This is a genomic window from Aeromonas sp. Marseille-Q7275, assembly GCF_965119515.1.
Genome location: NZ_CBCPLW010000035.1, coordinates 1 through 24,676 on the forward strand (window position 1 = coordinate 1; position 24,676 = coordinate 24,676).

Annotated in this window: 21 protein-coding genes and 1 pseudogene; 11 read left to right on the top strand and 11 right to left on the bottom strand. The window is 45.7% G+C overall.

The window, feature by feature from the left end; all coding sequences use genetic code 11:
• A partial coding sequence (locus ACWPWQ_RS20885; protein WP_454010664.1) for a hypothetical protein occupies window positions 1-723 on the top strand: 723 nt, incomplete at its 5' end.
• 647 nt (window positions 724-1,370) lie between these two features.
• On the opposite strand, the gene ACWPWQ_RS20890 is transcribed toward ACWPWQ_RS20885, so the two are convergent.
• Genes ACWPWQ_RS20890 through ACWPWQ_RS20905 form a run of 4 tightly spaced genes read right to left on the bottom strand, consistent with a single transcriptional unit; the run spans window position 1,371 to window position 5,944 of the window.
• The gene (locus tag ACWPWQ_RS20890; RefSeq protein ID WP_162517109.1) at window positions 1,371-1,850 is read right to left on the bottom strand and encodes a Mov34/MPN/PAD-1 family protein; all 480 of its coding nucleotides are present in this window, start codon (window positions 1,848-1,850) and stop codon (window positions 1,371-1,373) included.
• A complete protein-coding gene (locus ACWPWQ_RS20895) occupies window positions 1,837-3,558 on the bottom strand; it encodes a ThiF family adenylyltransferase (RefSeq protein ID WP_252411071.1) in 1,722 nt (573 codons plus the stop codon). The genes ACWPWQ_RS20890 and ACWPWQ_RS20895 overlap by 14 nt, the downstream gene beginning before the upstream one ends.
• Before the next feature lie 2 nt (window positions 3,559-3,560).
• Complete coding sequence (locus tag ACWPWQ_RS20900; RefSeq protein WP_042024857.1) at window positions 3,561-4,859, bottom strand: CBASS cGAMP synthase; 1,299 nt, start codon at window positions 4,857-4,859, stop codon at window positions 3,561-3,563.
• Window positions 4,856-5,944, bottom strand: coding sequence for a CBASS cGAMP-activated phospholipase (locus ACWPWQ_RS20905; RefSeq protein ID WP_042024858.1), 1,089 nt, complete (start codon window positions 5,942-5,944; stop codon window positions 4,856-4,858). Before ACWPWQ_RS20905 ends, ACWPWQ_RS20900 begins: the two co-directional genes overlap by 4 nt.
• A 445-nt stretch (window positions 5,945-6,389) precedes the next feature.
• On the opposite strand from ACWPWQ_RS20905, the pseudogene ACWPWQ_RS20910 reads away from it, so the two are divergent.
• Window positions 6,390-6,623: pseudogene (locus tag ACWPWQ_RS20910) on the top strand (DUF4172 domain-containing protein); the annotation flags it as partial.
• Between the two features lie 66 nt (window positions 6,624-6,689).
• On the top strand, window positions 6,690-7,517 hold the full coding sequence (locus ACWPWQ_RS20915) for a Fic family protein (protein WP_224481307.1): 828 nt from the start codon (window positions 6,690-6,692) through the stop codon (window positions 7,515-7,517).
• Window positions 7,518-7,914: 397 nt separating this feature from the next.
• Here the strand turns inward: ACWPWQ_RS20915 and ACWPWQ_RS20920 are convergent, their stop codons facing one another.
• Window positions 7,915-8,325: an H-NS family histone-like protein gene (locus ACWPWQ_RS20920; protein WP_005303890.1), complete on the bottom strand. Its 411-nt coding sequence runs from the start codon at window positions 8,323-8,325 to the stop codon at window positions 7,915-7,917.
• Window positions 8,326-8,676: 351 nt separating this feature from the next.
• Window positions 8,677-8,976 (bottom strand): hypothetical protein, encoded by a 300-nt coding sequence (locus ACWPWQ_RS20925; protein WP_005303889.1) that lies wholly within the window; start codon window positions 8,974-8,976, stop codon window positions 8,677-8,679.
• Between the two features lie 520 nt (window positions 8,977-9,496).
• Here ACWPWQ_RS20925 and ACWPWQ_RS20930 point away from each other — a divergent pair.
• On the top strand, window positions 9,497-9,949 hold the full coding sequence (locus ACWPWQ_RS20930) for an antitoxin Xre/MbcA/ParS toxin-binding domain-containing protein (RefSeq protein WP_010675351.1): 453 nt from the start codon (window positions 9,497-9,499) through the stop codon (window positions 9,947-9,949).
• An 818-nt stretch (window positions 9,950-10,767) separates the two neighbouring features.
• On the opposite strand, the gene tolC is transcribed toward ACWPWQ_RS20930, so the two are convergent.
• The 3 genes from tolC to ACWPWQ_RS20945 form a co-directional block, all read right to left on the bottom strand.
• Window positions 10,768-12,069 carry an outer membrane channel protein TolC gene (gene tolC / locus ACWPWQ_RS20935; RefSeq protein WP_454010669.1) on the bottom strand — a complete coding sequence of 434 codons (1,302 nt, stop codon included), beginning with the start codon at window positions 12,067-12,069 and terminating at the stop codon, window positions 10,768-10,770.
• Window positions 12,070-12,155: 86 nt separating this feature from the next.
• The gene (locus ACWPWQ_RS20940) at window positions 12,156-15,296 is read right to left on the bottom strand and encodes an efflux RND transporter permease subunit (RefSeq protein WP_087756359.1); all 3,141 of its coding nucleotides are present in this window, start codon (window positions 15,294-15,296) and stop codon (window positions 12,156-12,158) included.
• Entirely contained in the window at window positions 15,293-16,837 is a 1,545-nt protein-coding gene (locus ACWPWQ_RS20945; RefSeq protein WP_017778712.1) for an efflux RND transporter periplasmic adaptor subunit, read from the bottom strand. The genes ACWPWQ_RS20940 and ACWPWQ_RS20945 overlap by 4 nt, the downstream gene beginning before the upstream one ends.
• A gap of 208 nt (window positions 16,838-17,045) precedes the next feature.
• Here ACWPWQ_RS20945 and ACWPWQ_RS20950 point away from each other — a divergent pair, with 208 nt between their 5' ends.
• From ACWPWQ_RS20950 to ACWPWQ_RS20965, 4 genes are all read left to right on the top strand, one after another.
• A complete protein-coding gene (locus ACWPWQ_RS20950; RefSeq protein ID WP_454010665.1) occupies window positions 17,046-17,426 on the top strand; it encodes a hypothetical protein in 381 nt (126 codons plus the stop codon).
• Window positions 17,427-17,562: 136 nt separating this feature from the next.
• Window positions 17,563-17,736: a response regulator gene (locus ACWPWQ_RS20955; RefSeq protein WP_454010666.1), complete on the top strand. Its 174-nt coding sequence runs from the start codon at window positions 17,563-17,565 to the stop codon at window positions 17,734-17,736.
• Between the two features lie 479 nt (window positions 17,737-18,215).
• Window positions 18,216-18,425: a hypothetical protein gene (locus ACWPWQ_RS20960; protein WP_454010670.1), complete on the top strand. Its 210-nt coding sequence runs from the start codon at window positions 18,216-18,218 to the stop codon at window positions 18,423-18,425.
• A gap of 336 nt (window positions 18,426-18,761) precedes the next feature.
• Window positions 18,762-19,562, top strand: a complete 801-nt coding sequence (locus tag ACWPWQ_RS20965) for a heavy metal sensor histidine kinase (RefSeq protein WP_454010667.1) — start codon at window positions 18,762-18,764, stop codon at window positions 19,560-19,562.
• 18 nt (window positions 19,563-19,580) lie between these two features.
• On the opposite strand, the gene ACWPWQ_RS20970 is transcribed toward ACWPWQ_RS20965, so the two are convergent.
• Window positions 19,581-21,142 (bottom strand): IS3-like element ISAs20 family transposase gene (locus ACWPWQ_RS20970; protein WP_087756362.1). Its coding sequence is split into 2 segments (ribosomal slippage): window positions 19,581-20,680 and window positions 20,680-21,142, totalling 1,563 coding nucleotides; the frame shifts between segments, so codons are not numbered across the junction.
• Between the two features lie 171 nt (window positions 21,143-21,313).
• Window positions 21,314-21,721 (bottom strand): Cd(II)/Pb(II)-responsive transcriptional regulator, encoded by a 408-nt coding sequence (cadR, locus tag ACWPWQ_RS20975; protein ID WP_024126910.1) that lies wholly within the window; start codon window positions 21,719-21,721, stop codon window positions 21,314-21,316.
• Between the two features lie 95 nt (window positions 21,722-21,816).
• Between cadR and ACWPWQ_RS20980 the strand changes: the two genes are divergently transcribed.
• Genes ACWPWQ_RS20980 through ACWPWQ_RS20990 form a run of 3 tightly spaced genes read left to right on the top strand, consistent with a single transcriptional unit; the run spans window position 21,817 to window position 24,540 of the window.
• Window positions 21,817-22,713, top strand: coding sequence for a cation transporter (locus ACWPWQ_RS20980; RefSeq protein WP_008985553.1), 897 nt, complete (start codon window positions 21,817-21,819; stop codon window positions 22,711-22,713).
• A gap of 3 nt (window positions 22,714-22,716) precedes the next feature.
• Entirely contained in the window at window positions 22,717-23,229 is a 513-nt protein-coding gene (gene lspA, locus ACWPWQ_RS20985) for a signal peptidase II (protein ID WP_004813174.1), read from the top strand.
• A gap of 21 nt (window positions 23,230-23,250) precedes the next feature.
• Entirely contained in the window at window positions 23,251-24,540 is a 1,290-nt protein-coding gene (locus tag ACWPWQ_RS20990) for an ISL3-like element ISPpu12 family transposase (RefSeq protein ID WP_454010668.1), read from the top strand.
• The last annotated feature ends 136 nt before the right edge of the window (window positions 24,541-24,676 follow it).

Genomic DNA, 24,676 nt, shown 5'->3' on the forward strand with positions numbered 1-24,676 from the left:
TTTGAGTATGCACTAATGTTGCTGATTGGCAGCGTGATACTTCAGCCTAAAAAAAATACAAATGAGAATAAAGTTGCTTCGATTAAAAATAAAATAGAATCGATAAGTTCAAAAATAGAAATCATGATTCAATCTGTGGGAGCAACCACAGAGGGAGATATACATATTCTGTTGACTGAACGACTAGATAAATTATCTAGGGAACGTAAACAGTTAAATGAAGAATTGACCATTGAGATTAGTCATGCGGAGGCTTCTATTAACCCAGATATATATATGCTGATACCACCAAACTACATTGACTACAATCAGGCTGATATAAGGAGCGAGGTAAGGGATATAATATATAAGACAGTAAAATCAATAAAGGTGCATTCTGTTACTGGCTGTTTCTATATTCAGGTTGAGTTGTTTGGTGGAATGAGTACCGATGGTATTGTTATTGACAATAAGTATATCTCCGACTTCGGTTTTGATATGCACCATCAGCAGGAGAACGAGGAAGCATTCCTGGCTTACAATAAATTTGTCAATAACTTCGAGTGTATCGATAAAGATGGAAAGTTAATTAGAATGTTAGACTTGGTGAATGGCACTGATTTTATAATTTCTGATGAACTATATCTCAATCAAAGGGTAAAGGTTTTAAAGGAGAAGCCTATGACTGAGGAAATGCGTACTGCTATTGAAAAATTTGAAAATTGGGTTCCTAAAATCCAGTAATTAATATGCCGGTTAGTGATAAGGCTTTTTACCTTTTTACCTTTTTACCTTTTTACCTTTTTACCATTACTAATGGTTGATATGTAAAATCACTAAATTATTCTGCTAAGGTAAATAATGCTGTATATTCACGGCATGATGTGTAGCGTCATGCATATGAATGAGCAAAAAAAATGAAATTTTGTGGTGGCCCCATGCAGCGCAAGCTGCAAGACTGAAAGAATCCACCAAAATGGAAATGAGATTCAACTAAACCACCAATTTCTCTACATATTTTTTGATACCCAACCTAGTATTTTCTAATGCTTGCTGTAGCGCCACCCAGCAGCAATAAATCCAGTTTTTCATTAGCTCCGGCCTGTTATTTTAACCTCGCAGTTCCTTTCCAGCAGGCATACTTGCGGGAACGAACTCTAGGTGTTTCAATTCTCTCTAGAAAACGTTGTATTTTTTCTTTAAAAATAGCATCTTAGACTATGAGTGTCTTGTAGCTTGCTCGATGACTACCATATGAATTTACCCTATAGCTGCTTCCAACATTTTTTGAGCTGTGCATGGCAAGGTAAATATGGGAAATGGTTAAAATTACCTTCCCCTGGTGCATCTTAATAGTTAGGAAATTAAAATTTCAGATACTACTGTATCTTTCAAATTAGTATATTCTTCAATGCTTCACAGCGACCATTCTCACAGTAGCCCCACCAGTCAGTCTTTTGACCAATGATCGCTACTATGGATGTGCTGTTTTTAGGTAAGCCTTTACGCCAACTAGATACGTCAGTGGCAGAGGGCAAAGGATTCGATTCAGGATGGGTATGCCACTCACCTATGTAAGTAAGATAGCCTCCTGATGTGTGCCAAAGTTGATCAACCATAACTTGATGGTGTTGTTTTTTACGTACAAAACCAAAACGCGATGCTTGGTCGTAGGGACTAGGTTCTGTAACGTGAGTTATTATTATATGAGGTGGCCGAATTTCTCCAATAAATACACCTCCTTGCTCAGGTTGACTGTGATGTAACTGCCGATATCGATTTAAAATATGAAGTACCGCAGTCTCAACGATTATTAGTCCACCAGCTCTATTACTCAAGGTCAGCTCAGCCTTAACGTCAGGAACAAACACTACATTCTCCAAATTTTTTCAGCTTTCTACGCTTATGATGAATTACATTACCTGTCGAGTGTTGAGCATAGGTCCAGGGAAGCTTATCCTGAAGAGTATTCAGCACGGCCTCTTGAATTAGTGCGGCAGTAATTGTGCTGACGCTAGCATCATAGGGTGTAAAAATGCTGCCGCAGGAAACTCGATGAGGAGCTACAGGTCTATCGACCTCCTTGAGGATCTCGAGACGCTTGGCACATTCATAACAGGCTTTTCCATCGTCGATCATAACAACAGACGCTTGACCATAAGCATCATTGTAGCCGTGGATGATGAAGGGAGGACGTTGGGTAGAAGCTCGAGCCAAGTAACTGAGCATTTTACCTGTTGGGGCGTGACCAGTAGCATCGATCACAATATCATAGCCACGAATATTATCTTCATTCATTTCAAAACGATAAGGTTTGACATCTATTCTTGGATTGCCCAAAGAGTCACGCTTTATTAGCTTACTTAGGGCCTCAGCTTTATTCCAACCGATATAAGTGGCTGGGAGAGCATGCCGACTCAGATTGCCTGGAGACAGAATGTCACTGTCACAGAGAACTAGCCGACCGGTATTGCCACGCCCTGCTCCTACCTTGGCAAGCAGCTGAGCAGCAAAGCCACCAATGGTGCCGCAGCCAATTATCAAGATTTGCTTGTTCTCAAGATCAAGGAAAACAGGTCTGTTGCGCCGTTGAAGCTCTTGGTCGCTTATCGAGCTCACATTTAAGCGAGAGAATGCGGTCGTTGCGGATTTTGATCTGAGCATAGGAAGGGTAGAGCCGAGCTTTAGTTTGTGTTTACCTCCCCTAGATTTAGCTCGTTCCGTTGTACGGTGTTTCAGGATCGTCTGGGTGGCTTTACTGAAGCAGACTTCAAAGCCAATGATGCCTTCGTTCGAAATATCGAACAACACCATTTGCCTGCCCTTGGTGAGCCTGGTGAGTATTCCATTGGCCAGTGAGTCATGAGCAGGGAGGTCAGCAGATTTTAACCAATCAAAGACTTCCCTGAGTGATTGAGGCGGCCATTTACTTGGTGCTATCGCAGTGTTGTTAACTCTGACTATGGTCACGTCGCCATCAATGCCCACAGCCGGTTTTTCTCCTCGTAACCTAAACCAGTCATCCCTTTGCCCAGCGTTGTGGAAGACAACATATTCTTTGTCTGTTTGTCCATCTGCTGAGGTTGCCACTTTCAGCGACTTGTATGAGAATTTTGTACCTGACAGCTTGCCTGCATCACCATAAATGTAAGCATCCACGACCCCATTCCAGTAGTTCACAAACTCGGTTTGAAATTCCTCTTGCCGTTGATGGCCAGCTGTTACGGCATTGTCCAATGCTTGCTGGATCAGGCTGTTTAACATGGTAATTACAGCAGGTGGGTGTTGGGGATCCCAATCGGCAGTGTCCTGGTTCACCAAACATAATCTTTGGAAACTGCTTATGTGAGGTAAGGCCATACCGATTAAGTTGGCAGGGCGACTGATAACGTAAGTTTCCGGCAAGCGACTAAGATCTTCTCTTGGCCTAACTACAGCAATAATGAATTCACCTGCCTGTGTTTGGTAGGCTTTTATATAGGCTGGACACTCTCTCGGTAGAGAAATTGGTAGGCCGGTGATGTTGCGACTCTCGACATATCGAAAGCCGCTATGTAATAACAAGTTATGGATAGTCACTATCAACCACTCGTCATTGAATCGGTCATTTGGCTTTGTCGTTGAGGTTGTCGTTGTTGTTGGTATGCAGGTATGGCAACCCAAGGCTTGATAAGCTCTTCGTTTACAACACTGTCACCAAAAAGTCCATTTAGAGTTTTCAGTACTTCGTTCTTTGTTGAGAGCCTATTCAGTGCTCGATTAAGTTCTTCGTGCAGAGTCTCTGCTTTCGAGATAATGCTCTGAACCGTATTATCATCCATCTTTTCCTTGGGAAACAACAAGCGACCTTCATCTGAGGCATCTGGACTTTCCACTCCATCCCTTAACTTGGTGGCCAACTGTTCTGTTACTTTTAACAAAAGTTCACCATGATCTTTTGTGTCAGGCATAGGTGTATTATCAAAGGTGTCAACGACGCATTTCATAAGAGCTATGGAGGATAATTCAGGAGATTTCCACTGCACATCTCGCCAAGCCTTCAGGTATCGACAGACCTGCCGCATAGGGTCACCATGTCGCGCTACTGCGCTCCTGAACCAACGCGCAACGATTTCTGGATCTGACTTAATCCACTTATCCTTTCCTCTGACAGCCAAGTAAACACAATTTTCATCAAGCTTTCGAGTGGCTGACTTACTGAGAACACTTTCATTCAGTGAATCCATCCCTGCGACAGAGTTCAATGCCACTTCTCGAGTTTCAAACTGATCTCTTGGGATTGCATACATGGGCACATCTACATGCACATTTCTATCTTCGATGACAATACGTCCACAAGTAGGCTTCTTTAATGCTTTCCAGTTGTAGTTTTCTTCTGCCAAAGATGCTAGCGATGCATCTACAAGTAGGAGAAGAAGCTCATGGCCGACTAACGGTTGCTCTTTGAACATATCCATAGGCATGTATGTACCATCATCAATGTCCATCTGTTGTGGCGGTTTATGATATGGCTTGTTCAGTGTTTTGTACTTGTAACTTCCTTGAACCCAAAATCTTGGCTCTGTATTCAAGAAGGCTCCGCGTGCGTCATCACTCATATCCAAGAGCAGTTTCACAACTCGCTGGACATCTGCATTGTCAAGATAGCGCAGGTTGGTTTTCCTAATTGCACTTTCTACGAGTTGGATATTCGTTGAGCTCCGAGAACGGCTGGCCAGCATTTTGACGACATCTTTTGCTTCTGTGAATACACCCTTTGTCCGAATTCTGATCGTGTCCTTAAGTTTCTCGAGAGAAGCCTTGTCGGTGCTGGTAGGCTCCAGTCTTTTCATGAGACCGTCATTGGTATTGGTAAGATATAGATGTGCTGACCATTTCATTCTGACGCTTCCTTACGGTCGGTGGGGTGAATGAAGGCTGGAGCCTCCGTGCTAAAGAAAGTCTCGATAAGTGCTTTTTTGCCAGTAGCTGTGGTTGCTACAGATTTTCCCCACGCGACAAGTGCTTTCAGTGACTCTTCGCTCGCATTGTCTAACGAGATGACTCGAGCCTGTTGATCAGGCACGGTTTCATCAAGCGAGAAATAGCAAGGGGGCATGCCTTCTCGATTTAGTGCCTTACCGGCCATGAACCCGTGCATTTTCTGCGAGGAGGACATGACTGTCTCAATGAGTGCCTTTCCACCGCCCCAAAGGCCAAAGTACCCAGGGAACCACCTAGAGATGTTATTGGGATTGATACAAAAATCGTTGGAGAGGGTTCCAATATTAAGAATTTTGATATCGTTTGCTGTTATACCCTTAAACTCCTCATCATCCAGATAATTCAGCGCTTCATGATAGGCGACGAATGATGGATTGTTTGCTAGTAAGCCTCCATCGGCAAAATACGCACTCTGCCACTCGATATAGTGAGGTAGGAAGTAGGTGGGGGCAGCAGATGTAGCCATGGCTACATCAACCAAGGTGAATTGATCATCTCGGGTGAACAGGGAGTTATGACAGGTTTTGATGAACAAAGGGCGACCTGTGCTCAGGTTGACCGTTGGGATGAGCAGGCGTCGTTTTAGCGATCTGACCGTCTTGCCGGTTCCCACGATCTCAGTCACTGCTTTTTCCAGGTTGTTAGCCTTATAGAGGGGGCTCAGCAACAGCTTACCTAGCTGGTATATGTTTCGAACACAATTGGGCACCCAACTCTGGCGAGGGAAAATATCTGGAGCTGCTTTGTGAAACTTGCCCTGCAAGTCTCTAGCTTTCTGACCATCAGCCAAAGCAATGGCAATTATTCCGCCGATGGAAGCCCCGGTGATCATATCGAAGTAATTACCGATGGCCAAATCAGGATTGTTGTTGCGCTCAGCCAGAACCCGTTCTAGTTCCGCTAAAATGGTAATTGAGAAGAGACCACGCACCCCTCCACCGTTCAAAGACAGGATTTTGAATTGCTTGTTAGAGTCGTTCATGGAGCCTCCATTAGAACCGTACACAATATGCGGGGATTCTGTGCTCACTTCAATGGGGAGCGTAAAAAGAACACTGTAACGGCTACTCTACGGCGCTGTTGCCAAAATGAACTGTTCTGATAACAGCTAACCCTGCTCCAAGTTACTGTTACTCTTTGGTCTTTTCTCCACGGGTCACCTGCCTTAGTAGAACCACTCACCGTGCAGTATGAGCGGGCACAGGCCAACATATATCGGCGATGAATGAGGCTAGAAAAGCTTATGAAATGCGTATTGCACGTCATTCCAGATATGTAGTTATGTTGAAGCTCTGCGGGCTAGAGCTGCATCCTCATTACTTGCTCTAATAGTGTGCTGCATGTGTTATATTCGGCTCAAATATTGAGCCGAATGATGGGCTGGGTCGGCTAATAATTGAGACACTAGCACGTTGGATGAGGAAATAATGGAACCATTTTGGATTTGGCAACAAGCTGACTGGCCCCATTTTCGTTGGCGGGATAGCGAGATATTGCCCAGATTACGGCATGCTCAACGCAGGCTGGGAATGCTAATAGGTAGTCATTCCAGATTGGGGAACTCCGACCAAACGTTGGATACGTTACTGGCTAACATCATCTCCTCATCCGCTATCGAAGGCGAACGTCTCAATGCCCAATCCGTGCGATCTTCCCTGGCTAGGCGGTTAGGGAGCTCACAAACTCAGTCCTATCCAGTATCAGAGCGCTCAGAGGGGCTCGCGGCCATGATGCTGGATGCCATCGACAACCATGAACAACCACTGACAATTGAACGACTTTACCAATGGCATCGTTGGCTGTTCCCTGTCAACGAATGGTCGGTACAGCCAATGAACGTAGGGCAGTTGCGAGGAGATGAGCCGATGCTGGTTGTCTCTGGGCGTGTTGATCGCCCTACCGTGCATTTTGAGGCACCGCCCAGAGCAACTCTGGACGATCAACTGGCCGAGTTCATCCCCTGGTTTAACCAGACTCAGCATGACCCCACGATGGATCCACTGCTTCGTGCGGCGATCTGTCATTTCTGGTTCGTGACCCTGCATCCCGTTGATGATGGCAATGGGCGGCTCACGCGGGCATTGACCGATCTCGCGCTGTCACAGGCTGACAGCCACAGCATCCGTTTGTATGCCATGTCAGTTGCTATTCTAGAACGGCGGGCTGACTACTATTGGGCACTGGAGTCAACACAGAAGGGCACGCTGGATATTACGTCCTGGCTATGTTGGTTCCTCGACACACTGGATTACTCCATAGAGCTGGCATTACAGGTTATTGCTCGTTCTCTTGCCAAGGCTCATTTTTGGTTGCGGCACTGTCATGACAGTCTGAGTCCAGAGCAAACCAAAGTGCTGAATCGTTTACTGGATGGCGGCGAACAGGGTTTTGAAAATGGCATCAGTGCCAGTCAATATCAAAAAGTCGCCGGAGTCAGCAAGGCGACTGCCACACGCCATCTGGCTGAACTGGTGGAGAGGGGATGCATTGAGAAATTACCTGGTGGCGGACGCAATACACGCTATCAGATCTGCTTGCACACCGAGGGAGTTTGAAAAAGCATCGCCATGGGGCGTTAATTTCATCTGGTAGATGAGAGCTGCGATTGGTGTACAAATGACGCTATTTAGTTAAATGTTGACGCCATGATGTGTGCCGTCAGGCATATGAACGAATAGACTTAACCGACAGTCATGGCTCTCAACTAATCTTTTGAGTGATAACAAACTATCGAGAACATCGGGATCTATTGCAGGAACATCACCAGGCCCGAGATTTGAAAGCAGTTTGGTCACACTGAGACGTACCAGTTGCTCTTCGGCCAGCGCCTTGGCTCTCTGGACAACCTCGGGTGATTCGGATGAAATCATATCCTCCAATGTCCTCCCCATACGGTGCTCCTACTACAGATAGAATTAAAGGCCCACGCCGAGCAGGCATGGGCTCTCAGCATTAGATCAAGAAGTCATCCAGTGCTTTTCCAGCCGCAACAGCGTCTGCAATGGCCTTGGGCATGCGCCCCTGGCCAGTCCATGTCTTCTCCTGACCGCCTTCGGTGTACTTGTATTTTGCAGGACGGGGAGCGCGTTTGGCTTTGTTGGCTGAACCATCAGCTTTCGCTGGAGCCGCAGTGCCAACCAGCTCACTCGGATCTATGCCCGCTTGTTTCAGCAGCTCGGTAAACTCAGCCAGTTTTTGCAGGCGTTCAGCTGACTCTTCTCTCAATTTGCTCTCTTGCTGCTCACGTTCGGCATAGATTTCGTCAAATTTGTCTTTAGCCTCGACCAACTGCTCATAAGACAACTCACGCAGTACAGCTCGCAGACTACGAATATTCATCAGTGTTTTCAAAAAATCGTTCATTGATAGCCTCATGTATCACATTTTTATATCATGAAAATTATCTCTCAATCTCAGCATCAGCTCCACTGTTTTTTGCACCAAGATAGTTTGGAAATAGAATCATTCAAAAATCGTGAGCTAAATTGCGCTTGAATCTATTTAATAGCCTAGCTCCAATCTGCTATGAAACTATGTAGCCAAAAATTAAATCTAGGTGGTAGTGAGCGTTGAGACCATCTCACCAGATGAGCCGATGAAGGATCTTGTTCGGCTCACGAAATGAGCCGATTGAAAAGTATCATTGGCTCACAGAATGAGTCGATGATAAGAGATTTTTATCTCCATACAAACTAGAGTATGGGAGCATATTACTCATATTATTTCCCTATTAGAATAATCACGCCCAAATGTGTCTGGGTTTGCAGCCTCATAGTCATCGTCAAACATATGTTCCCCGCGATGCATCTCCCTCACTGTTGCGAGTGTACCGAAAAAGCACATTTCACACAGATGCACCTTATAACGTTCACCATCGTGACGGGAACCATAGCCAAAATCCGCCGATAACGAGCCGTATTGATTGGTTCCAAAATTCGTTTTTGTACTACGACCACAGACATCACAGAGAATGTCAACGACCTGCTCTGTTGGCACAATTTCTTTTACGAGCATGCTACGCTCCTAATCTGATGAGAATAGGAGTTATCATACGCGGACACACTATATATATTGCAACTTGTTTTGGTTACTTTCTGGTATCCATGCGAATGAGAGCTTTCACTTCGACAACAGTGGCGCCGATAGGAACACCTATCGAACTCAATAACTCGCCATTTTCAGTTCTGGTAACCTCGGGATCACCCTTATACCAACACCATTCTCGGCCAGTTTTTGTGTCGGCTGCCTCTAAGATGCCACAACGATAATCAAAATTGATGGTCACTGAATGTTCTCTCGGCTAGCTAGTGGTTATAGCATAGTAAATATATGAGAATTCAAGTCTCATAAAGACCCCAGATAGAATTATGCACAGAGATTCACGAAAAAGTTGGTATTGCCCGAATGGGGCGCTTCAACCTCTGTATCCTGTGCCTCATCCAACAAAGTCCTCAGACCCATCGCCATCGCCATCGCCACATGGAACAGATAGGATAAGGTAATCTGGTATCGTAGGTTCAGGGGAGATTTCATCATGTCCTATGCGAGTTATCATCCAGGTAAGGCTACGGCCTCTACTAAGACAATATTTGACTCTCTTGGCATACCGAGTGACCCGTTGGGGGCACATCTATGGATCGTGGCTGGCGTAGCTCCTGGCATCATTCATCGACTAGCTGAATTGATGAACACAGACTCAGGTTTGATATGCCGCTTAGCAGGCATTAGCCGGAGCACTGTTGCTCGCAAGCTGAGGATTGAGGCTCCCCTATCAATCTCGCAGGGCACCAGGGTATACGGCGTTGTACAGGCCCTAGATGCGGTTCTCTCCCTCCATGAGCACGACACCACCAGAGCGATTTCATGGTTAAGCCGCCCAGCCTGGGGCTTAGGTGGCATAGCTCCAGCTGAGGTATTGACGACACAAATGGGGGTTCTGGCTGTTGTCGATCTGGTGGGACGGATTAGGCATGGGGTTTGCGTATAAGCAATAAGTCGGGGGGCGGTGAGAATAAAACCATCCAGATTGGCTAAATTTCCACCAAACAGAATTATTTTCAAACTTTTTCACATCCCCCCACTTGAAAAATTCGGAAAATTGTCCATTTACTAATTATGAGAGCTATAAATTAATTTTTTCCATTTCAACATTCCGCTGCTGCGCAGCGAAGAGAAACCAGTTTTACTGCCCCCCCCATAAGCTATTTTTTTAAATAAATGAAATTTAAAGACACTGATAAATTAAAGTTCCTTAACTTAGCTTAAGATATCAATGCTCCATCACTCAGTAATAAATTAGATTCATATAAAACAGAAAACAGAAAACAAAACAGAAAACAGAAAAACAGAAAACAGAAACAAAATGTAACCTCAGTTAAGATGTGGTTATATTCGCCCTGTAGGGCGGAAATTTAAAAGGTGTTTTTGCTAGGGAAGGTGCGAATAAGCGGGAAATTCTTCTCGGCTGACTCAGTCATTTCATTTTTCGTTTGAGCCGATCTTCTTCCCGTAAATGCCTTGAATCGCCTATTTAGACTGCTTCTTCGCCATTTAAGGCGTTATTCAGTTTTTAGTGAGATCTTCCCACTGACGTATCATTTGTCCGCCTGAAACAGGTTGGCCAGCGTGAATAACATCGCCAGTTGGTTATCGTTTTTCAGTAAGTTGATGACTCATGATGAACCCTTTTTCATGGCTCCAGATGACAAACATGATCTCATATCAGGGACTTGTTCGCACCTTCCCTAGGTTAATGAAAGGCATCAGTGCAAAACTGATGCCTATTGAAAAATAGATTACACACAACTACCTTAAATTAACTAAACCATTAATAATATCAATTATTTCTTTTTTACCTAAAGACCCTGAATTTAATTTTAATGTGGCAACGTTGACTATGTAACTATATCTAGAAATAGCTAACTTTGTCTTTGCATCATACAATTTTCTATTAGCATCCAATACATCAATGATAGTCCTAGTGCCAACCTCATATCCTGCCTCGGTCGCTTTTAAAGCACTTTCAGCAGAAACTACAGCTTGTTGGTATGCTCGAACGGATCCTATGCTTGCATTAACATTGTTATATGAAGACTTAACTGCACTCATGACCGAGCGATAACTTTTCTCCAGCTGCTCACTGGCAGCAACATAGTCAAAAGAAGATTGTTTGACTTGTGATGCTGTTGCACCACCTGTATATAGTGGCAATGAAAATTTAATACCAATGTCGCCTTGATTGGAATAACCGTCCGTATTAACTGTATTATCTTTGTAGTTATTATAAGTTGAAGATAACCCCATAGTAAGATCAACTAATGGCTTATGTCCTGACTTAGATAAATCGATCTGCATCTTCGCAAGTTCTTTTTTAATCCGAGCCTGATGTAATGCCAAATTTTTTTCAATTGCTGCATCAGTCCACTTATCAATTTTCCATAAAGTTTTTTGAGGACTGAAACGCTCTGTATCAAGCTTATTAAGCTTTCTATGCTCAAGACCAGTTAACTCACGTAGAGCCTCATAGCTATTTTCAAGCGTGTTCTCTGCATAGATCTCATCGGCAAAAGACTGATCGAAGGCGGCCTCTGCCTCATGTACATCAGTAATCGCGGCCAAACCTACCTCAAAACGCTGCTGGGTTTGAGCAAGCTGCCTCTGAATTGCCTTTTTCGTTGCCTGAGAATAAATCAGCGAATCTTCAGCCTGGAGAACATTAAAATATGTCTGTATTGTACGAAGCACTAAGTTTTGATGCTCAAGAACATAAGAAACATCTGATAGTGTCGCATTCTTCGCAGCTAAATCAAGATTAATCCAATTAGCACTGTTGTAGAGAGATTGCTCTAGATTGATTGCACTATTCGTTGCGCTCCCAGTTTGCATATCCAGATTATCGTAAACATAGTTAGCACTAAGACCAAGATTTATCTTTGGTAGAAATGATGCTTGCTCTTCATTGATTTTTTCGAATGATTGGTCACGCATTGCCTTTGACTCAAGAAGTTGCGGATCCTTTTGCTTCGCCAAGTTATAAATATCTAGCAAGCCCTCCGCATGCGTGTAACTACTAAGAAGAGCGAGTATAGGTAAAAACATTTTGTTCATCATGATAGATACCAACAGATTGTAAATAAAGAAAACGAAAGTAGCGGATGCATATTCATATAATGCATCCGCCTGTGCACCAACCGTTATTCAGGCATATCAACACCTGTAGTATTAGTGATGCTCTTCAGAGTACGTCTACGCCATAAGTAAAATGCCGCAGGTAGAACTAAGAGAGTTAAAACGAGTGCGCTTACCATCCCACCAATCATTGGCGCGGCTATTCGTTGCATAACCTCAGAGCCAGTCCCATGACTCCACATGATAGGTAATAGGCCAGCAATTATCGTTACCACTGTCATCATTTTAGGACGTAGTCGCATTGCAGCTCCATGGATAACGGCACCATGTAATCCTGCATTATCAAGTTTATCGTTCTTAACGAGATCATCCCAAGCATGGTTGAGATAGATCAACATCAATACACCTGTTTCTACAGCGACACCTGCAAGTGCTATGAATCCAACTCCAACGGCCACTGACATATTAAATCCAGCTAGCCACACGTACCAAATGCCACCAACTACAGCAAGAGGCAAGGTCGTAAGAATAAGAAGCACTTCTTGAACACGCCGAAACGCCAAGTAAAGCAATAGAACTATGATGGCAACGGTTAATGGGACTACATAGGTAAGGCGAGCTTTAGCTCGTTCCATATATTCGTATTGACCAGACCAAGTAATAGAGTACCCAGCAGGAAGAACTAATTGTTCTCCGACCATTTTTTTTGCATCCGCGACAAATGATCCAATATCTCTATTACTAATATCAACATATACCCAACCATTTAACCTAGCATTTTCACTTCGCAACATTGGGGCTTCATCGCTAATATAAATTCGAGCAACATCAGCTAGAGCAATTCGTTCACCTTTGGGAGTGATCAAAGGAAGCAACTCTAGACTAGCGACTGAGTCGCGATAGCTTTGTGGATAGCGTATATTGATTGGATATCGCTCTCGCCCCTCTATCGTCTGTCCAACATCCATGCCGCCCACAGCCGTTGCTAGTACTGCTTGAACATCCGCAATATTGAGTCCATATCGGGCAGCCTTCAGTCTATCGATATCAACTTTGACATAACGACCACCGGCGACACGCTCAGCATACACGGATGATGCCCCCTCTACACTGCCAACAATTTTCTCAAGTTGCTGTCCTATTTTTTGTATCACTTTAAGATCTGGACCAGCAATCTTGATCCCAACAGGTGTTTTAATTCCTGTTGCGAGCATATCTGTTCGAGTCTTGATTGGGGGGACCCACGCATTTGTCAAACCAGGAAATTGAATTAATGAGTCTAGCTCTTCCCGTAATTTCTCTGGTGTCATCCCAGGACGCCACTCTGATTGAGGCTTCAGCTGAATAGTGGTTTCCATCATAACAAGATCAGCTGGATCTGTTGCACTATCCGCACGGCCAGCCTTACCGAATACATTCTTTACCTCAGGGACAGTTCTAATCAGCTTATCTGTTTGTTGTAATATCTCTCGCGTTTTCCCTACCGAGATATTTGTTGCCGTTGTCGGCATATACATCAGATCCCCCTCATCAAGTGGAGGAATAAACTCAGACCCTAAATATTTTAAAGGCAAGAAACCAACAACGGTCACGATAAATGCTAAAGTAAGAGTCACCTTCGGCCATGCTAAGACGCATTTCAGCAAAGGTATATAACCCTGACTTAGCCATCTATTAATTGGGTTCGCTTGTTCAGCAAGTACCTTACCACGAATAAAGTACCCCATTACAACAGGGACTAACGTTATTGCAAGTGCAGCAGCTGCGGCCATAGCATAAGTCTTAGTATATGCGAGCGGAGCAAACATCCGCCCTTCTTGTGCTTCAAGAGCAAATACTGGTAAAAAGCTCATGGTAATAATTAATAGAGAGAAAAATATAGCAGGGCCGACTTCTGCACTGGCCTCTCCAATTACCTTCCATCTGTTTTCATTAGTTAGGGGTGTCTGTTCCATATGCTTATGGACATTTTCAATCATTACAATTGCACCATCAACCATTGCTCCAATTGCGATGGCTATCCCTCCCAAAGACATTATGTTGGCGTTGACACCCTGTATATTCATTATTATAAATGCAACTAGAATTGCAATTGGTAGGGTAATAATCACTACTAACGATGACCGTAGGTGGAATAAAAATGCTAAACAAACTAATACAACAACAATAAACTCTTCCAGTAACTTCCCTGAAAGGTTGTCGATTGCTCTTTGGATTAGATCTGAGCGGTCATATACAGTTATTATCTCAACCCCATCTGGTAGACTACTTTTTAATTCATCAAGACGAGTCTTAACTCCATCAATAGTGTGTTGTGCATTTTCGCCATAACGCATGACGATAATGCCCCCAACGACTTCACCTTCACCATTGAGCTCTGCGATGCCTCGACGTGCTTGAGGGCCAGTTACCACATCCGCTACATCACCTAGCAATAGTGGAGCACCACGTACATTTGTTCCTAATGGAATGTTTTTTAGATCAGAGACATTTTTCAAATACCCATTGGAGCGAACCATATACTCAGCTTCGGCCATCTCGATAACTGAAGCACCTGTTTCCTGGTTACCTTGTTCTATTGCTGTCTGAATTAAAGACAAAGGTACACCATATGCACGCAGCTTATTGGGGTCTACACGAACCTGATACTGACGAACCATTCCTCCAACCGTAGCGACTTCAGAAACCCCCTCTACAGTCTGTAATTCATACTTTAAAAACCAGTTTTGCAGTGAGGTTAATTCACTTAAGTCATGCTTACCTGTTCTATCGATCAGTGCATACTGATAGACCCAACCAACACCAGTTGCATCAGGCCCAAGCTGGGGCCTCGCAGAAGATGGTAAATTAGGAGCAACTTGGCTCAAGTATTCTAAAACTCGCGCCCGCGCCCAATACAAATCCGTATTGTCATCGAATAGAACATAAACGAAAGAATCACCAAAGAAAGAATAACCACGGACGGTAGTTGCACCAGGAACAGCAAGCATGGCGGTGGTTAATGGGTAAGTTACTTGGTCTTCAACTACTTGTGGTGCTTGCCCAGGATAACTTGTTTTGATAATAACTTGAACATCCGACAAATCAGGCAGCGCATCAACAGGAGTTTGCTTGACTGACCATATTCCCCATGCAGTGAGCAACACACTTAACAAAAGAACAAGGAATCGATTGCCAATAGACCATCGAATTATTGATGTGATCATTTCTGACCTCCTATCTCATCCATTTCGGCCATATCATGCTTGGAATGGTCCAATTGTGGAGCAGATGGAGCCTTACCTTTCCCGTTGCTACTATTTGAATCTGAATTTTTAATATTTGTTTTAGCAATCGGCTCCTTGATACCAGTTATAATGTATCGTTCCCCATCCTGCCTTAGCAAAACACTCACGGAGTGACCCATCTTTAAACTTGAAGGAGCAATACTCTTATCAAGTTCAAAGCTCATACGCATTGCTGGCCATTGCCATTCTGGTACTTGTTGGTGTGCAATTGTGATCTGCCTATTCTGACCAATATCAACGATGTCAGCATTGACCCAGACTTGAGCAGGACGAAATGCAGTCATGCGCTGGAAGTCGGAACTGATACTTGACTCAGAGTCTAATAAAAACTGAGCAGACCTTACTATCTCATCACCTTCTTCAACTCCAGATGTAACAACGATATGTTCCCTAAACTGAGAACCGAGAGTGACTTCAACAGATTTGAAGCGCCCATCACCTAATGACAGCACTACTCGATTCTGCGTTCCTGTTCTAATAATAGCCTCACTAGGCACCACAAGATTAGACTCGGTTCCACCGGCTTTTATGTTGATCTGAGCAAACATATTCGGCTTAAGGAACTCGTCTGGATTATCAAAGCGTAGCCTGACCTTAAGCGTTCTAGTTGATGCGTCTAGGGTGGGATATAAATAATCAACTTTACCGACCCAAGTTCTGCTTGGCGCATAATCAAGAGTCATGGTAACTGGATCTCCCAATTTCAATACGGTAGCTTGGCGCTCAAAAATTTCTGCACTGACCCAAACTTGTTGTAATGTGCTGATATTAAATAGCGCCTCAGCTGGTTCTACGTACTGTCCCTCTCGAATTTTTAGCTCAGAAATATATCCATCACTAGGTGCATAGAAATTAATTGTTTCACGCACTTTCCTAGTTCGCTTTAAAATAGATATTTGATCACTTGGAATTTGTAGCGCCTTGAGTTTCCCTTCTGCGGCTCGAATCAACAAAGGGTTACTGCTATTCATGGCCAACAAGTATTCATGCTGCGCATTTACTAAATCAGGGGCATATAATGCGTAAATAAAACTACCTTTGGTAACCCTTTGCCCCTCACTTTTAATTGCAAGGGTTCGTACCCAGCCAGCCATACGTGAGTTGATAGCTTCAAGACGGTCTTCATCATATCCAACATATCCAACAGTATCAATTTCCTGATAAGTAGGAGCTCGTTTGACTTGATCGAGACGAACACCAAGATTCTGCTGTATTTCCGGTGATATTGTAACTGTGCCAGCTGACCCTTGACCTTGAGCTTTCTCTTCATAAACAGGAATGAAATCCATTCCCATTGTGTCCTTGGCTGGAGAAGGTCTCTTATCAGCTGGATCCATCGGGTTTACCCAATAAAGAGGTTGTTTTTCCTTTAATGTATTTACATCTTTAAAATTTGTGAGCAGGTAGACACTACCGCCTCCTGCGACAAAAACTAACAACATTGCAATAAATTTCATCATGCCATGCCCCTTAAGATATATTCAAAATATGGAAAACCAGGTGGTGTAAAATCATCTCTCATACCCCAATAGGGTGAATCATACATACTTGCCCTCTTAAAGATCTATATCCTTACGGTAATGTAATCTTGCTGACAGCAGCATGTAATGTTGATTGTATATAGTGATTAGCGATAACCGTGCAATAACAACGAAATGAGGTAATCGAATGAAAATCAAGACCATCTTAGCTGCGCTCACCATGTTGATTAGTAGTTCAGCGGCTTTCGCTAATGCCCCAATGCCTTTCGATCTTAGAGCAGGGCATGGAGTAGTCTATGTAGAATGGAAAATATCTGCATTGCCTACTGACTCCGTGGACGTATCCACCCCCGATGGCACGAAACTGGGCGTTGTGAAGGCTCTCCCTGGTAAGACCAAGCAGTTAACACTTCCTTCTGATAAAAATATTACAGAAGTTATCGTGGACTATAAAGGAACTATTCATAACGTCTCTCTCCCGCATGAAGTGGAAGCGGTAGTAACCGTTAAGATCTTCCACTATGTAAAAAACGGCCGCTTATGCTGGCTACGTTTTTGTGAACATTAAAAATAATCATTCTAGATTTTATAATTTCGATATAACCTTCATTGAAACTCTTGATGCAGCTGGATTTTTTTATTTTTTAGTGTATGTAGTAGCATAGACTACTGACTATCTTTAATGCTGCATATTGGAGAACATAATGAATATTTTAGTTGTTGAAGATGAGCCAAAGATAGGTGAGTATTTAAAGAAAGGACTCACTGAGTCAGGCTACATTGTTACTCTCGCCACAAATGGAATTGATGGTCGCTTTTATATACTTAGCCATGAATTTGACTTAATAATACTAGATATTATGTTACCTGGGGATTAACGGATGGCAGCTTCTTGGAGGAAATTAGAAATATAAACATTCAAGTACCTGTCATGTTCTGACGGCAAAAGATGGTGTCGGAGATAAGAGTAAAAGGGCTAGAGTCTGGAGCTGATGATTATCAAACCATTTGCATTCACTGAACTACTGTGAATAAAAACCTTCGAAATGAACAATCATTGAAGAAGTACAATTTCGATTTGATTATAAACATCAAATCAAGAACAGTTAAGCGGTCGGTAAAAAACTACATCTCACCCCTAAAGAATATCTATTATGAGTTATTAGCTCGGCGGCATGGTGAAGTATTATCGCTCATTAATTGCCTCTTTGGTATGGGATATGAATTTGACAGCGATACAAATGTAATATGTTGCAATGAAGATTAAAAAGAGCCAAGGTTGATGATGATTATCAAATAAATTAATTATACGGAGGAATGGGATATAAATTAGAAGGTGCTGGCGATGAAGAGTAACATGCCTATAACTATACGTGCTATGCTTTTTGTTTCTGTCGCCATAACGATCAGTATGATTTCCTTGTTATTTTTGGTAGAGACATCTATCAAAAATCATTTCTTAGACCTTGATAATGAAACGATAGATAACAAAACGATTATTATCGAGCAGTTTTCCAAGCATAGATGCAGTTCAAAGAATTATCAATTGGGATACAATCAATCCTGACTCTAATTTTTATATCGAGATATTAAAAGATGGTAAAAATATATATAGGAGTAAACGAGACAGCTTTAATTTTGAGAAAAGTTCAGCAATACACTAATTCATGTATCTGAAACTGACACTTCCGCTCCACATAAATATCTCAGTAAAAACATTAATTTTAAAATGATAACTCCCATTCAGTCGTGTTATTTAGACTTAGTACTACATTCATTCTTTTGTCTGACTTTAGGGATGCAGCTATTAATCTGTCTTTGGTAGTTGGGCAGATCATAATATTGTCTACATACTTGGGTATAAGGCAAGGCCACAAACCTATTTATATATTAAGCTAAACATATGTCGACTATTCAGGCTGAACAGTTGAGCCCAACATTAGAACCCAACCAATATCCGAATTTAAGGGAGTTGGTTGACTCATTCAATACCATGCTATCTAAACTAAACAATAGTTTCGTTAAGTTATCTGATTTTTCAGATGATGTAGCGCATGAACTAAGAACCCCATTAACCAATATAATCATGCAGGCTCAAGTTGGGTTAAATCAAGACAGGAGCATCTCCGAATATAAAGAGTTCCTATATTCAATTCTGGAAGAGCTTGAGCGTTTGGCAAAGATGGTTAGCGATATGCTGTGGATTGCCAGGTCAGACAAAGGTTTGATTTCTGCAAATAAAGAATTTTTAGATTCAGAGAATGAACTTTCTTCTATTTTAGATTTCTTTATGTATTTAGCAGAAGAAAAAAGCCTTACGTTTAACGTTGCAAATACTAATAAGATTATATTTGCTGACAAAATAATGTTTCGTCGTTCGATATCCAATCTGATATCTAACGCAATAAAATACTCAGAGAGCAACTCTGCCATTAGCATCTCAATATCAAACGATGAAGGAAATAATTCTATCATTGAAATAAAGAACAAATGCAAAGATATATCTTACGATGAATCCTTGAGAATGTTTGATCGATTTTATAGGGCAGATTTATCAAGATCTAGCAATAACGATAGTGTCGGGTTGGGTCTATCGATTGTTAAATCGATAACCGAAGTTAATGGAGGAAAGGCTTGGAATAAATTAAGTGGTGACTACATTTCATTTTATTTATTATTCCCAGCTCGGCGTTTTTCAAGATAGTTGTCGCGCAAAGCTGTTTTAAGCAGCCTCTTTTTGCTCCGGCTCGGGTTTCTCGGGCCGCTCCGGATTTAGCATCACGGCACCGATAGGTGTCCAGTATCGCGTCTTGCCACTCCACCTCGCTGGGTGTTGTGCTCGGGCGGCCTGGTACACAGCATCCCGTTTCGCCAGCAGGGCTTTATCGTCACCCCGATGCCGCTCGTTGGGTGTGACGAAGCGGATACGGCTATGCCGGTGCTCTTCGTTATACCAGGCCATAAAGTCGCGCACCCACTCCCTGGCCGCTTCCAGACTGGCAAAGCCGTCTGATGGCCACTGCGGACAGTACTTCAGCGTCCTGAACAATGACTCCGAGTACGGATTATCGTTGCTGACCCGAGGCCGTCCCCGCGAGGGCGTGTCACCCAGGTCATGCATCTTGGTCAGCAGCGTGACTGACTTCATTGGCGCGCCGTTGTCCGAGTGCAAGACCAGCGGCTGCTTCCAGCACTGCTCGCGGATGATGCTCCGTTGCAGCAACGCCGCCGCCCGTTCACCGCACTCTTGCTCATGCACTTCCCAGCCCACCCCTTTGCGGCGGTAGATGTCCTCTATCAGATAGAGGTAGTAATACTGGCCGCGCACGAGTGACGGCAAGTAGGTGATATCCCAGGACCACACTTGATTGGGCCCAGTCGCGGTATGGCTGGTTGGTACCGGCACATGACGCGGTGGCTGGCTCCGGCCACGCCTGTGCTGCTGGTCAGCCGCCCGCAAGATGCGATAGAAGCTCGACTCACTGGCCAAGTAGCGCCCCTGGTCGGCCAGCCGTGGCACAATTTGACTCGGCGGCAACGAGGCGAACTCCTGGCTATTGCAGACGTCCAGCACGGCCTGCCGCTCCTCTGGGCTCAATGCATGAGCAGGTATGGAACGAACCGCATCCGGTCGCCTATCGGCACTCAGCTCAGGCCCGGCCAACCAGCGCTGGAGCGTGCGCAGACTCAGCCCCAACACCTCGGCCGCAGGATGCTTGCGGGCGCCAGCTTCAAGCGCTTCGCGCCACCATGCAACGTATTGCTGCCGCTCTGGCAACGAGGTCAGTTGTCCTCGTCGACGTTGCTCCAGTAGGCATCGAGCTTTTTTTGCAATATCAGCAGAGCTGCCGCCTCGGCCAGGGCCTTGTCTTTGCGCCGCAGCTCTTGCTCCAGTTGCCGGATACGCTTCTTGTCCGCTTTGGCCTGTGCCTTCTCCGCCTGTTGTAAGGTACGAGCGGATTGCTGGCCCAGAATACAGGCTTGGCGCCATTGCTGGACTTGCTCGGGATAGAGACCCTTACGGCGGCAGTACTCACTGAGTTCAATCTCGGAAAGCGCAGCGGTTTCCAGCACGACGGCGAACTTGGCCTCGGCGGGCCATTCATCGGTCAGTTTGTTGTCCCCGGGCACAGGAGACCCTCCGTCTTTGGCGTGTTTGCGCCAATTATACAGAGTGACCTCGCTGATGTTTTCCTGCCGAGCCAACTCGGCCACCGACATATTGATGGGCGGCAGCAGCTTCTTGAGCAAAGCAGCCTTGCGCTCACTTGAATAACGAGCCATTCGACACTCTTTATCCGCCCCCGGTCTTCACATTTAGATTATTCAGATTAGGCGACAACTATTCTGACACCGGGGGACTGAAACGGGTAAGCGGATTAAATGGTTGATCTTACCTTTGCATGAGAGTGAGACAGACCGGCATCTCATCGGATTATCTGGTTGATGCTTCACCTACTGCTGGTGCATGTTTCCTTCGCTAATTCCAGCAAGAACCCCACACGCCTCAACTTCCCGGTCATCGTTGCAACTCGCTCTCAGTGAAACGAGTTGTTTCTCAAGCGCTTGCAGAGCGGTTATCTGCGACCGCACATGAGAGATGTGATCATCGAGCAAGGCGTTGACAGCGGTACAGGACTGATGAGGGTCGTCCTGATAGCGCTTTAGTTCGTGAATTTCTGCCAGTGACAGATCCAGGATGCGGCAGCGACGAATAAAGGCCAGCCGCTCAACGTGTTTCTCGGTATAGACACGGTAACCGTTCTCCTGCCGACCAGGCGGCGGCAACAAGCCCTGCCGTTCGTAGAAGCGGATCGTCTGTGTATCTACCCCTACTGACTGTGCCAACTGACCAATACGCATCGGGTTCCTCCGCAACGGATTCTCTACGCTATTGACCTTATAGCGACTATATAGTTTTAAATGAAAACCCGATCACATTCAAGTGGAGTCATATCATGAGTAAAAACTGCGGAGGCCCCTGTGGCGACCATGCAAGGCCTGCGGCGGATACCGATATGCAGGCCTCCTCCGATGCGTCGGGGGAATGGGTCAGTGTTTATGCCGTGCCGAAGATGGACTGTCCATCAGAAGAACGAATGATTCGCCTAGCCCTGAACGGCTTTGAGGAGATTCGGGCGCTGTCCTTCGACTTGTCGAACCGCCGGCTGAAGGTCGTGCATGACGGCGAGGTCGAGCCCGTCACCTCGAAACTGAAGACCTTGGGGCTAGGCGCCTCGCTTCAGGAAACCGTCGCTGCAAATCCGGAGACCATCAAGGCCGCCGAGTTTTCGGCAGCTTCTGCTAAGCAAGAATCCGGGACCCTGCGCTGGTTGCTCGGCATCAATGCACTTCTGTTCGTGGTGGAAATGACCGCCGGTCTGATCGCCCGGTCCACCGGCCTGATTGGAGAATCCCTGGACAATTTTGCCGATGCGGCGGTGTACGGGCTTGCCCTTTATGCGGTTGGACATAGCGTGAAAATGCAGGTACGTGCCGCGCATCTTGCTGGTGTACTGCAACTGATCTTGGCTGTGGGCGTACTCATAGAGGTGGTGAGACGCTTTGTATTCGGTAGTGAGCCTGAATCGCTGGTGATGATGGCTATCGCATTCGTCGCATTGATTGCCAATACCAGTTGTCTGCTGCTCATATCCAAACATCGGGAGGGCGGGGCGCACATGAAGGCAAGCTGGATATTCTCGGCCAACGACGTGGTGATCAACCTGGGGGTCATCACCGCCGGCGCTCTGGTCGCGTGGACCGGGTCCAATTATCCGGATCTGATTATCGGCACCATCGCGGGGGTAATTGTACTTAACGGTGCTAGACGCATTCTGGCGCTCAAGGATTAAGCAATGTCCATTTTTGGCAAACATCTGTCACCGTACGCTCTGTTGTCCATCTCCGGCCTGCTGGCAGCGTCTGATCAGGCCGTAAAATGGCTGGTGCAACAATCAATGGCATATGGCGAGTCTATTTCAGTGACCTCATTCTTTAACTGGGTACACGTATGGAATACCGGTGCCGCATTCAGTCTTTTTGCGAATGGTGGAGGCTGGCAGCGCTACTTTTTTATCGGAATCGCGGTAGTGGTCTCGATTTTTCTGATCAAGCTGATCCTTGAAAATCGTCATAAAGGAGAAGCCATCGCTTACAGTCTTATCCTCGGTGGCGCCATGGGCAACCTGATTGACCGGGTCTTTCGCGGCTATGTTGTGGATTCCTTTGATTTCTATTGGCGAGACTGGCATTGGCCGGCCTTCAACCTGGCTGATATTGCAATTGTCCTCGGTGCCTTACTTTTAGTTTCCAGCAGCTTGTTGGGTAAAAAAGCAAACACCAATGCCGAGTCGGATGGATCTGACTGACACCTACGCCTATACAACACCATGACCGAACTTCCCGACAACATCCTTCACCTGCCGCAATACCAAGTACTGGGCTGCAAATCAACCGACGACGAAATGCACTTCCAGGTGGACGTGCCCGATCCCATCGCCTGCGAGGAATGCGGCGTGCAGGGTGAGTTCGTACGGTTCGGCAAGCGTGACGTTCCCTATCGTGATCTGCCCATCCACGGCAAGCGGGTCACTCTCTGGGTGGTCCGCCGCCGATACACCTGCCGGGCCTGCAAGACAACATTCAGGCCCCAGCTACCGGAGATGGTGGACGGATTCCGTATGACACTGCGGCTGCATGAGTACGTGGAGAAGGAATCCTTCAACCACCCCTACACCTTTGTGGCGGCACAGACCGGCCTGGACGAGAAGACGGTGCGCGACATCTTCAACGCCCGCGCCGAGTTCCTGGGGCGCTGGCACCGCTTCGAGACGCCCCGCATCCTGGGCATTGACGAGCTATACCTGAACAAGCGCTACCGCTGCATTCTGACCAACATTGAGGAGCGAACCCTGCTCGACCTGCTGGCCACCCGCCGCCAGGACGTGGTGACCAACTACCTGATGAAGCTGAAAGACCGGCAGAAGGTCGAGATCGTCAGCATGGACATGTGGAACCCCTACCGGGCAGCGGTCAAGGCTGTGCTGCCCCAGGCCCGTATCGTGGTCGATAAGTTCCATGTGGTGCGCATGGCCAACGATGCCCTAGAGAGAGTGCGCAAGGGCCTCAGAAAGGAGCTGAAACCGTCCCAGAGCCGGACTCTCAAGGGAGACCGGAAAATCCTGCTGAAACGCGCTCACGAAGTCTCAGACCGGGAGCGCCTCATCATGGAGACCTGGACAGGCGCGTTCCCGCAACTGCTGGCCGCCTACGAGCACAAGGAGCGCTTCTACGGCATCTGGGACGCCACCACACGGCTCCAGGCAGAAGCCGCCCTGGACGAGTGGATAGCCACCATCCCGAAGGGCCAAAAGGAAGTCTGGAGCGATCTGGTCAGGGCAGTGGGAAACTGGCGCGAAGAGACCATGACCTACTTCGAGACGGACATGCCCGTCACCAACGCTTACACGGAGTCCATCAACCGACTGGCCAAGGACAAGAACCGTGAAGGGCGCGGTTACTCCTTCGAGGTGATGCGGGCACGAATGCTCTACACCACGAAGCACAAGAAGAAGGCACCGACTGCGAAGGTCTCTCCTTTCTACAAGAAAACCATCGGTTACGGACTGCCGGACTTCGCAGAGGAACTCAACTACGGAGTCGATCTATCAACCGTCTGAGGGTGGTATCAGATTGATGGGGTGAAGGTGCCCCATCAACCATTAAATCCGTATACCCGAAACAATACAACCTGGCGTTGGCTCAACATAGTTTTCCTGACCATCTGAAGGAATGAACACGTCTTCAGGCGGCATC

Excerpts from the sequence above, each read along its gene's own strand:
- ACWPWQ_RS20900 (WP_042024857.1), bottom strand. The coding sequence starts at position 4,859 with ATGAAATGGTCAGCACATCTATATCTTACCAATACCAATGACGGTCTC.
- ACWPWQ_RS20905 (WP_042024858.1), bottom strand. The coding sequence starts at position 5,944 with ATGAACGACTCTAACAAGCAATTCAAAATCCTGTCTTTGAACGGTGGA.
- ACWPWQ_RS20915 (WP_224481307.1), top strand. The coding sequence starts at position 6,690 with ATGATGCTGGATGCCATCGACAACCATGAACAACCACTGACAATTGAA.
- ACWPWQ_RS20920 (WP_005303890.1), bottom strand. The coding sequence starts at position 8,325 with ATGAACGATTTTTTGAAAACACTGATGAATATTCGTAGTCTGCGAGCT.
- ACWPWQ_RS20925 (WP_005303889.1), bottom strand. The coding sequence starts at position 8,976 with ATGCTCGTAAAAGAAATTGTGCCAACAGAGCAGGTCGTTGACATTCTC.
- ACWPWQ_RS20930 (WP_010675351.1), top strand. The coding sequence starts at position 9,497 with ATGTCCTATGCGAGTTATCATCCAGGTAAGGCTACGGCCTCTACTAAG.
- tolC (WP_454010669.1), bottom strand. The coding sequence starts at position 12,069 with ATGAACAAAATGTTTTTACCTATACTCGCTCTTCTTAGTAGTTACACG.
- ACWPWQ_RS20940 (WP_087756359.1), bottom strand. The coding sequence starts at position 15,296 with ATGATCACATCAATAATTCGATGGTCTATTGGCAATCGATTCCTTGTT.
- ACWPWQ_RS20945 (WP_017778712.1), bottom strand. The coding sequence starts at position 16,837 with ATGATGAAATTTATTGCAATGTTGTTAGTTTTTGTCGCAGGAGGCGGT.
- ACWPWQ_RS20950 (WP_454010665.1), top strand. The coding sequence starts at position 17,046 with ATGAAAATCAAGACCATCTTAGCTGCGCTCACCATGTTGATTAGTAGT.
- ACWPWQ_RS20955 (WP_454010666.1), top strand. The coding sequence starts at position 17,563 with ATGAATATTTTAGTTGTTGAAGATGAGCCAAAGATAGGTGAGTATTTA.
- ACWPWQ_RS20960 (WP_454010670.1), top strand. The coding sequence starts at position 18,216 with ATGCCTATAACTATACGTGCTATGCTTTTTGTTTCTGTCGCCATAACG.
- ACWPWQ_RS20965 (WP_454010667.1), top strand. The coding sequence starts at position 18,762 with ATGTCGACTATTCAGGCTGAACAGTTGAGCCCAACATTAGAACCCAAC.
- cadR (WP_024126910.1), bottom strand. The coding sequence starts at position 21,721 with ATGCGTATTGGTCAGTTGGCACAGTCAGTAGGGGTAGATACACAGACG.
- ACWPWQ_RS20980 (WP_008985553.1), top strand. The coding sequence starts at position 21,817 with ATGAGTAAAAACTGCGGAGGCCCCTGTGGCGACCATGCAAGGCCTGCG.
- lspA (WP_004813174.1), top strand. The coding sequence starts at position 22,717 with ATGTCCATTTTTGGCAAACATCTGTCACCGTACGCTCTGTTGTCCATC.
- ACWPWQ_RS20990 (WP_454010668.1), top strand. The coding sequence starts at position 23,251 with ATGACCGAACTTCCCGACAACATCCTTCACCTGCCGCAATACCAAGTA.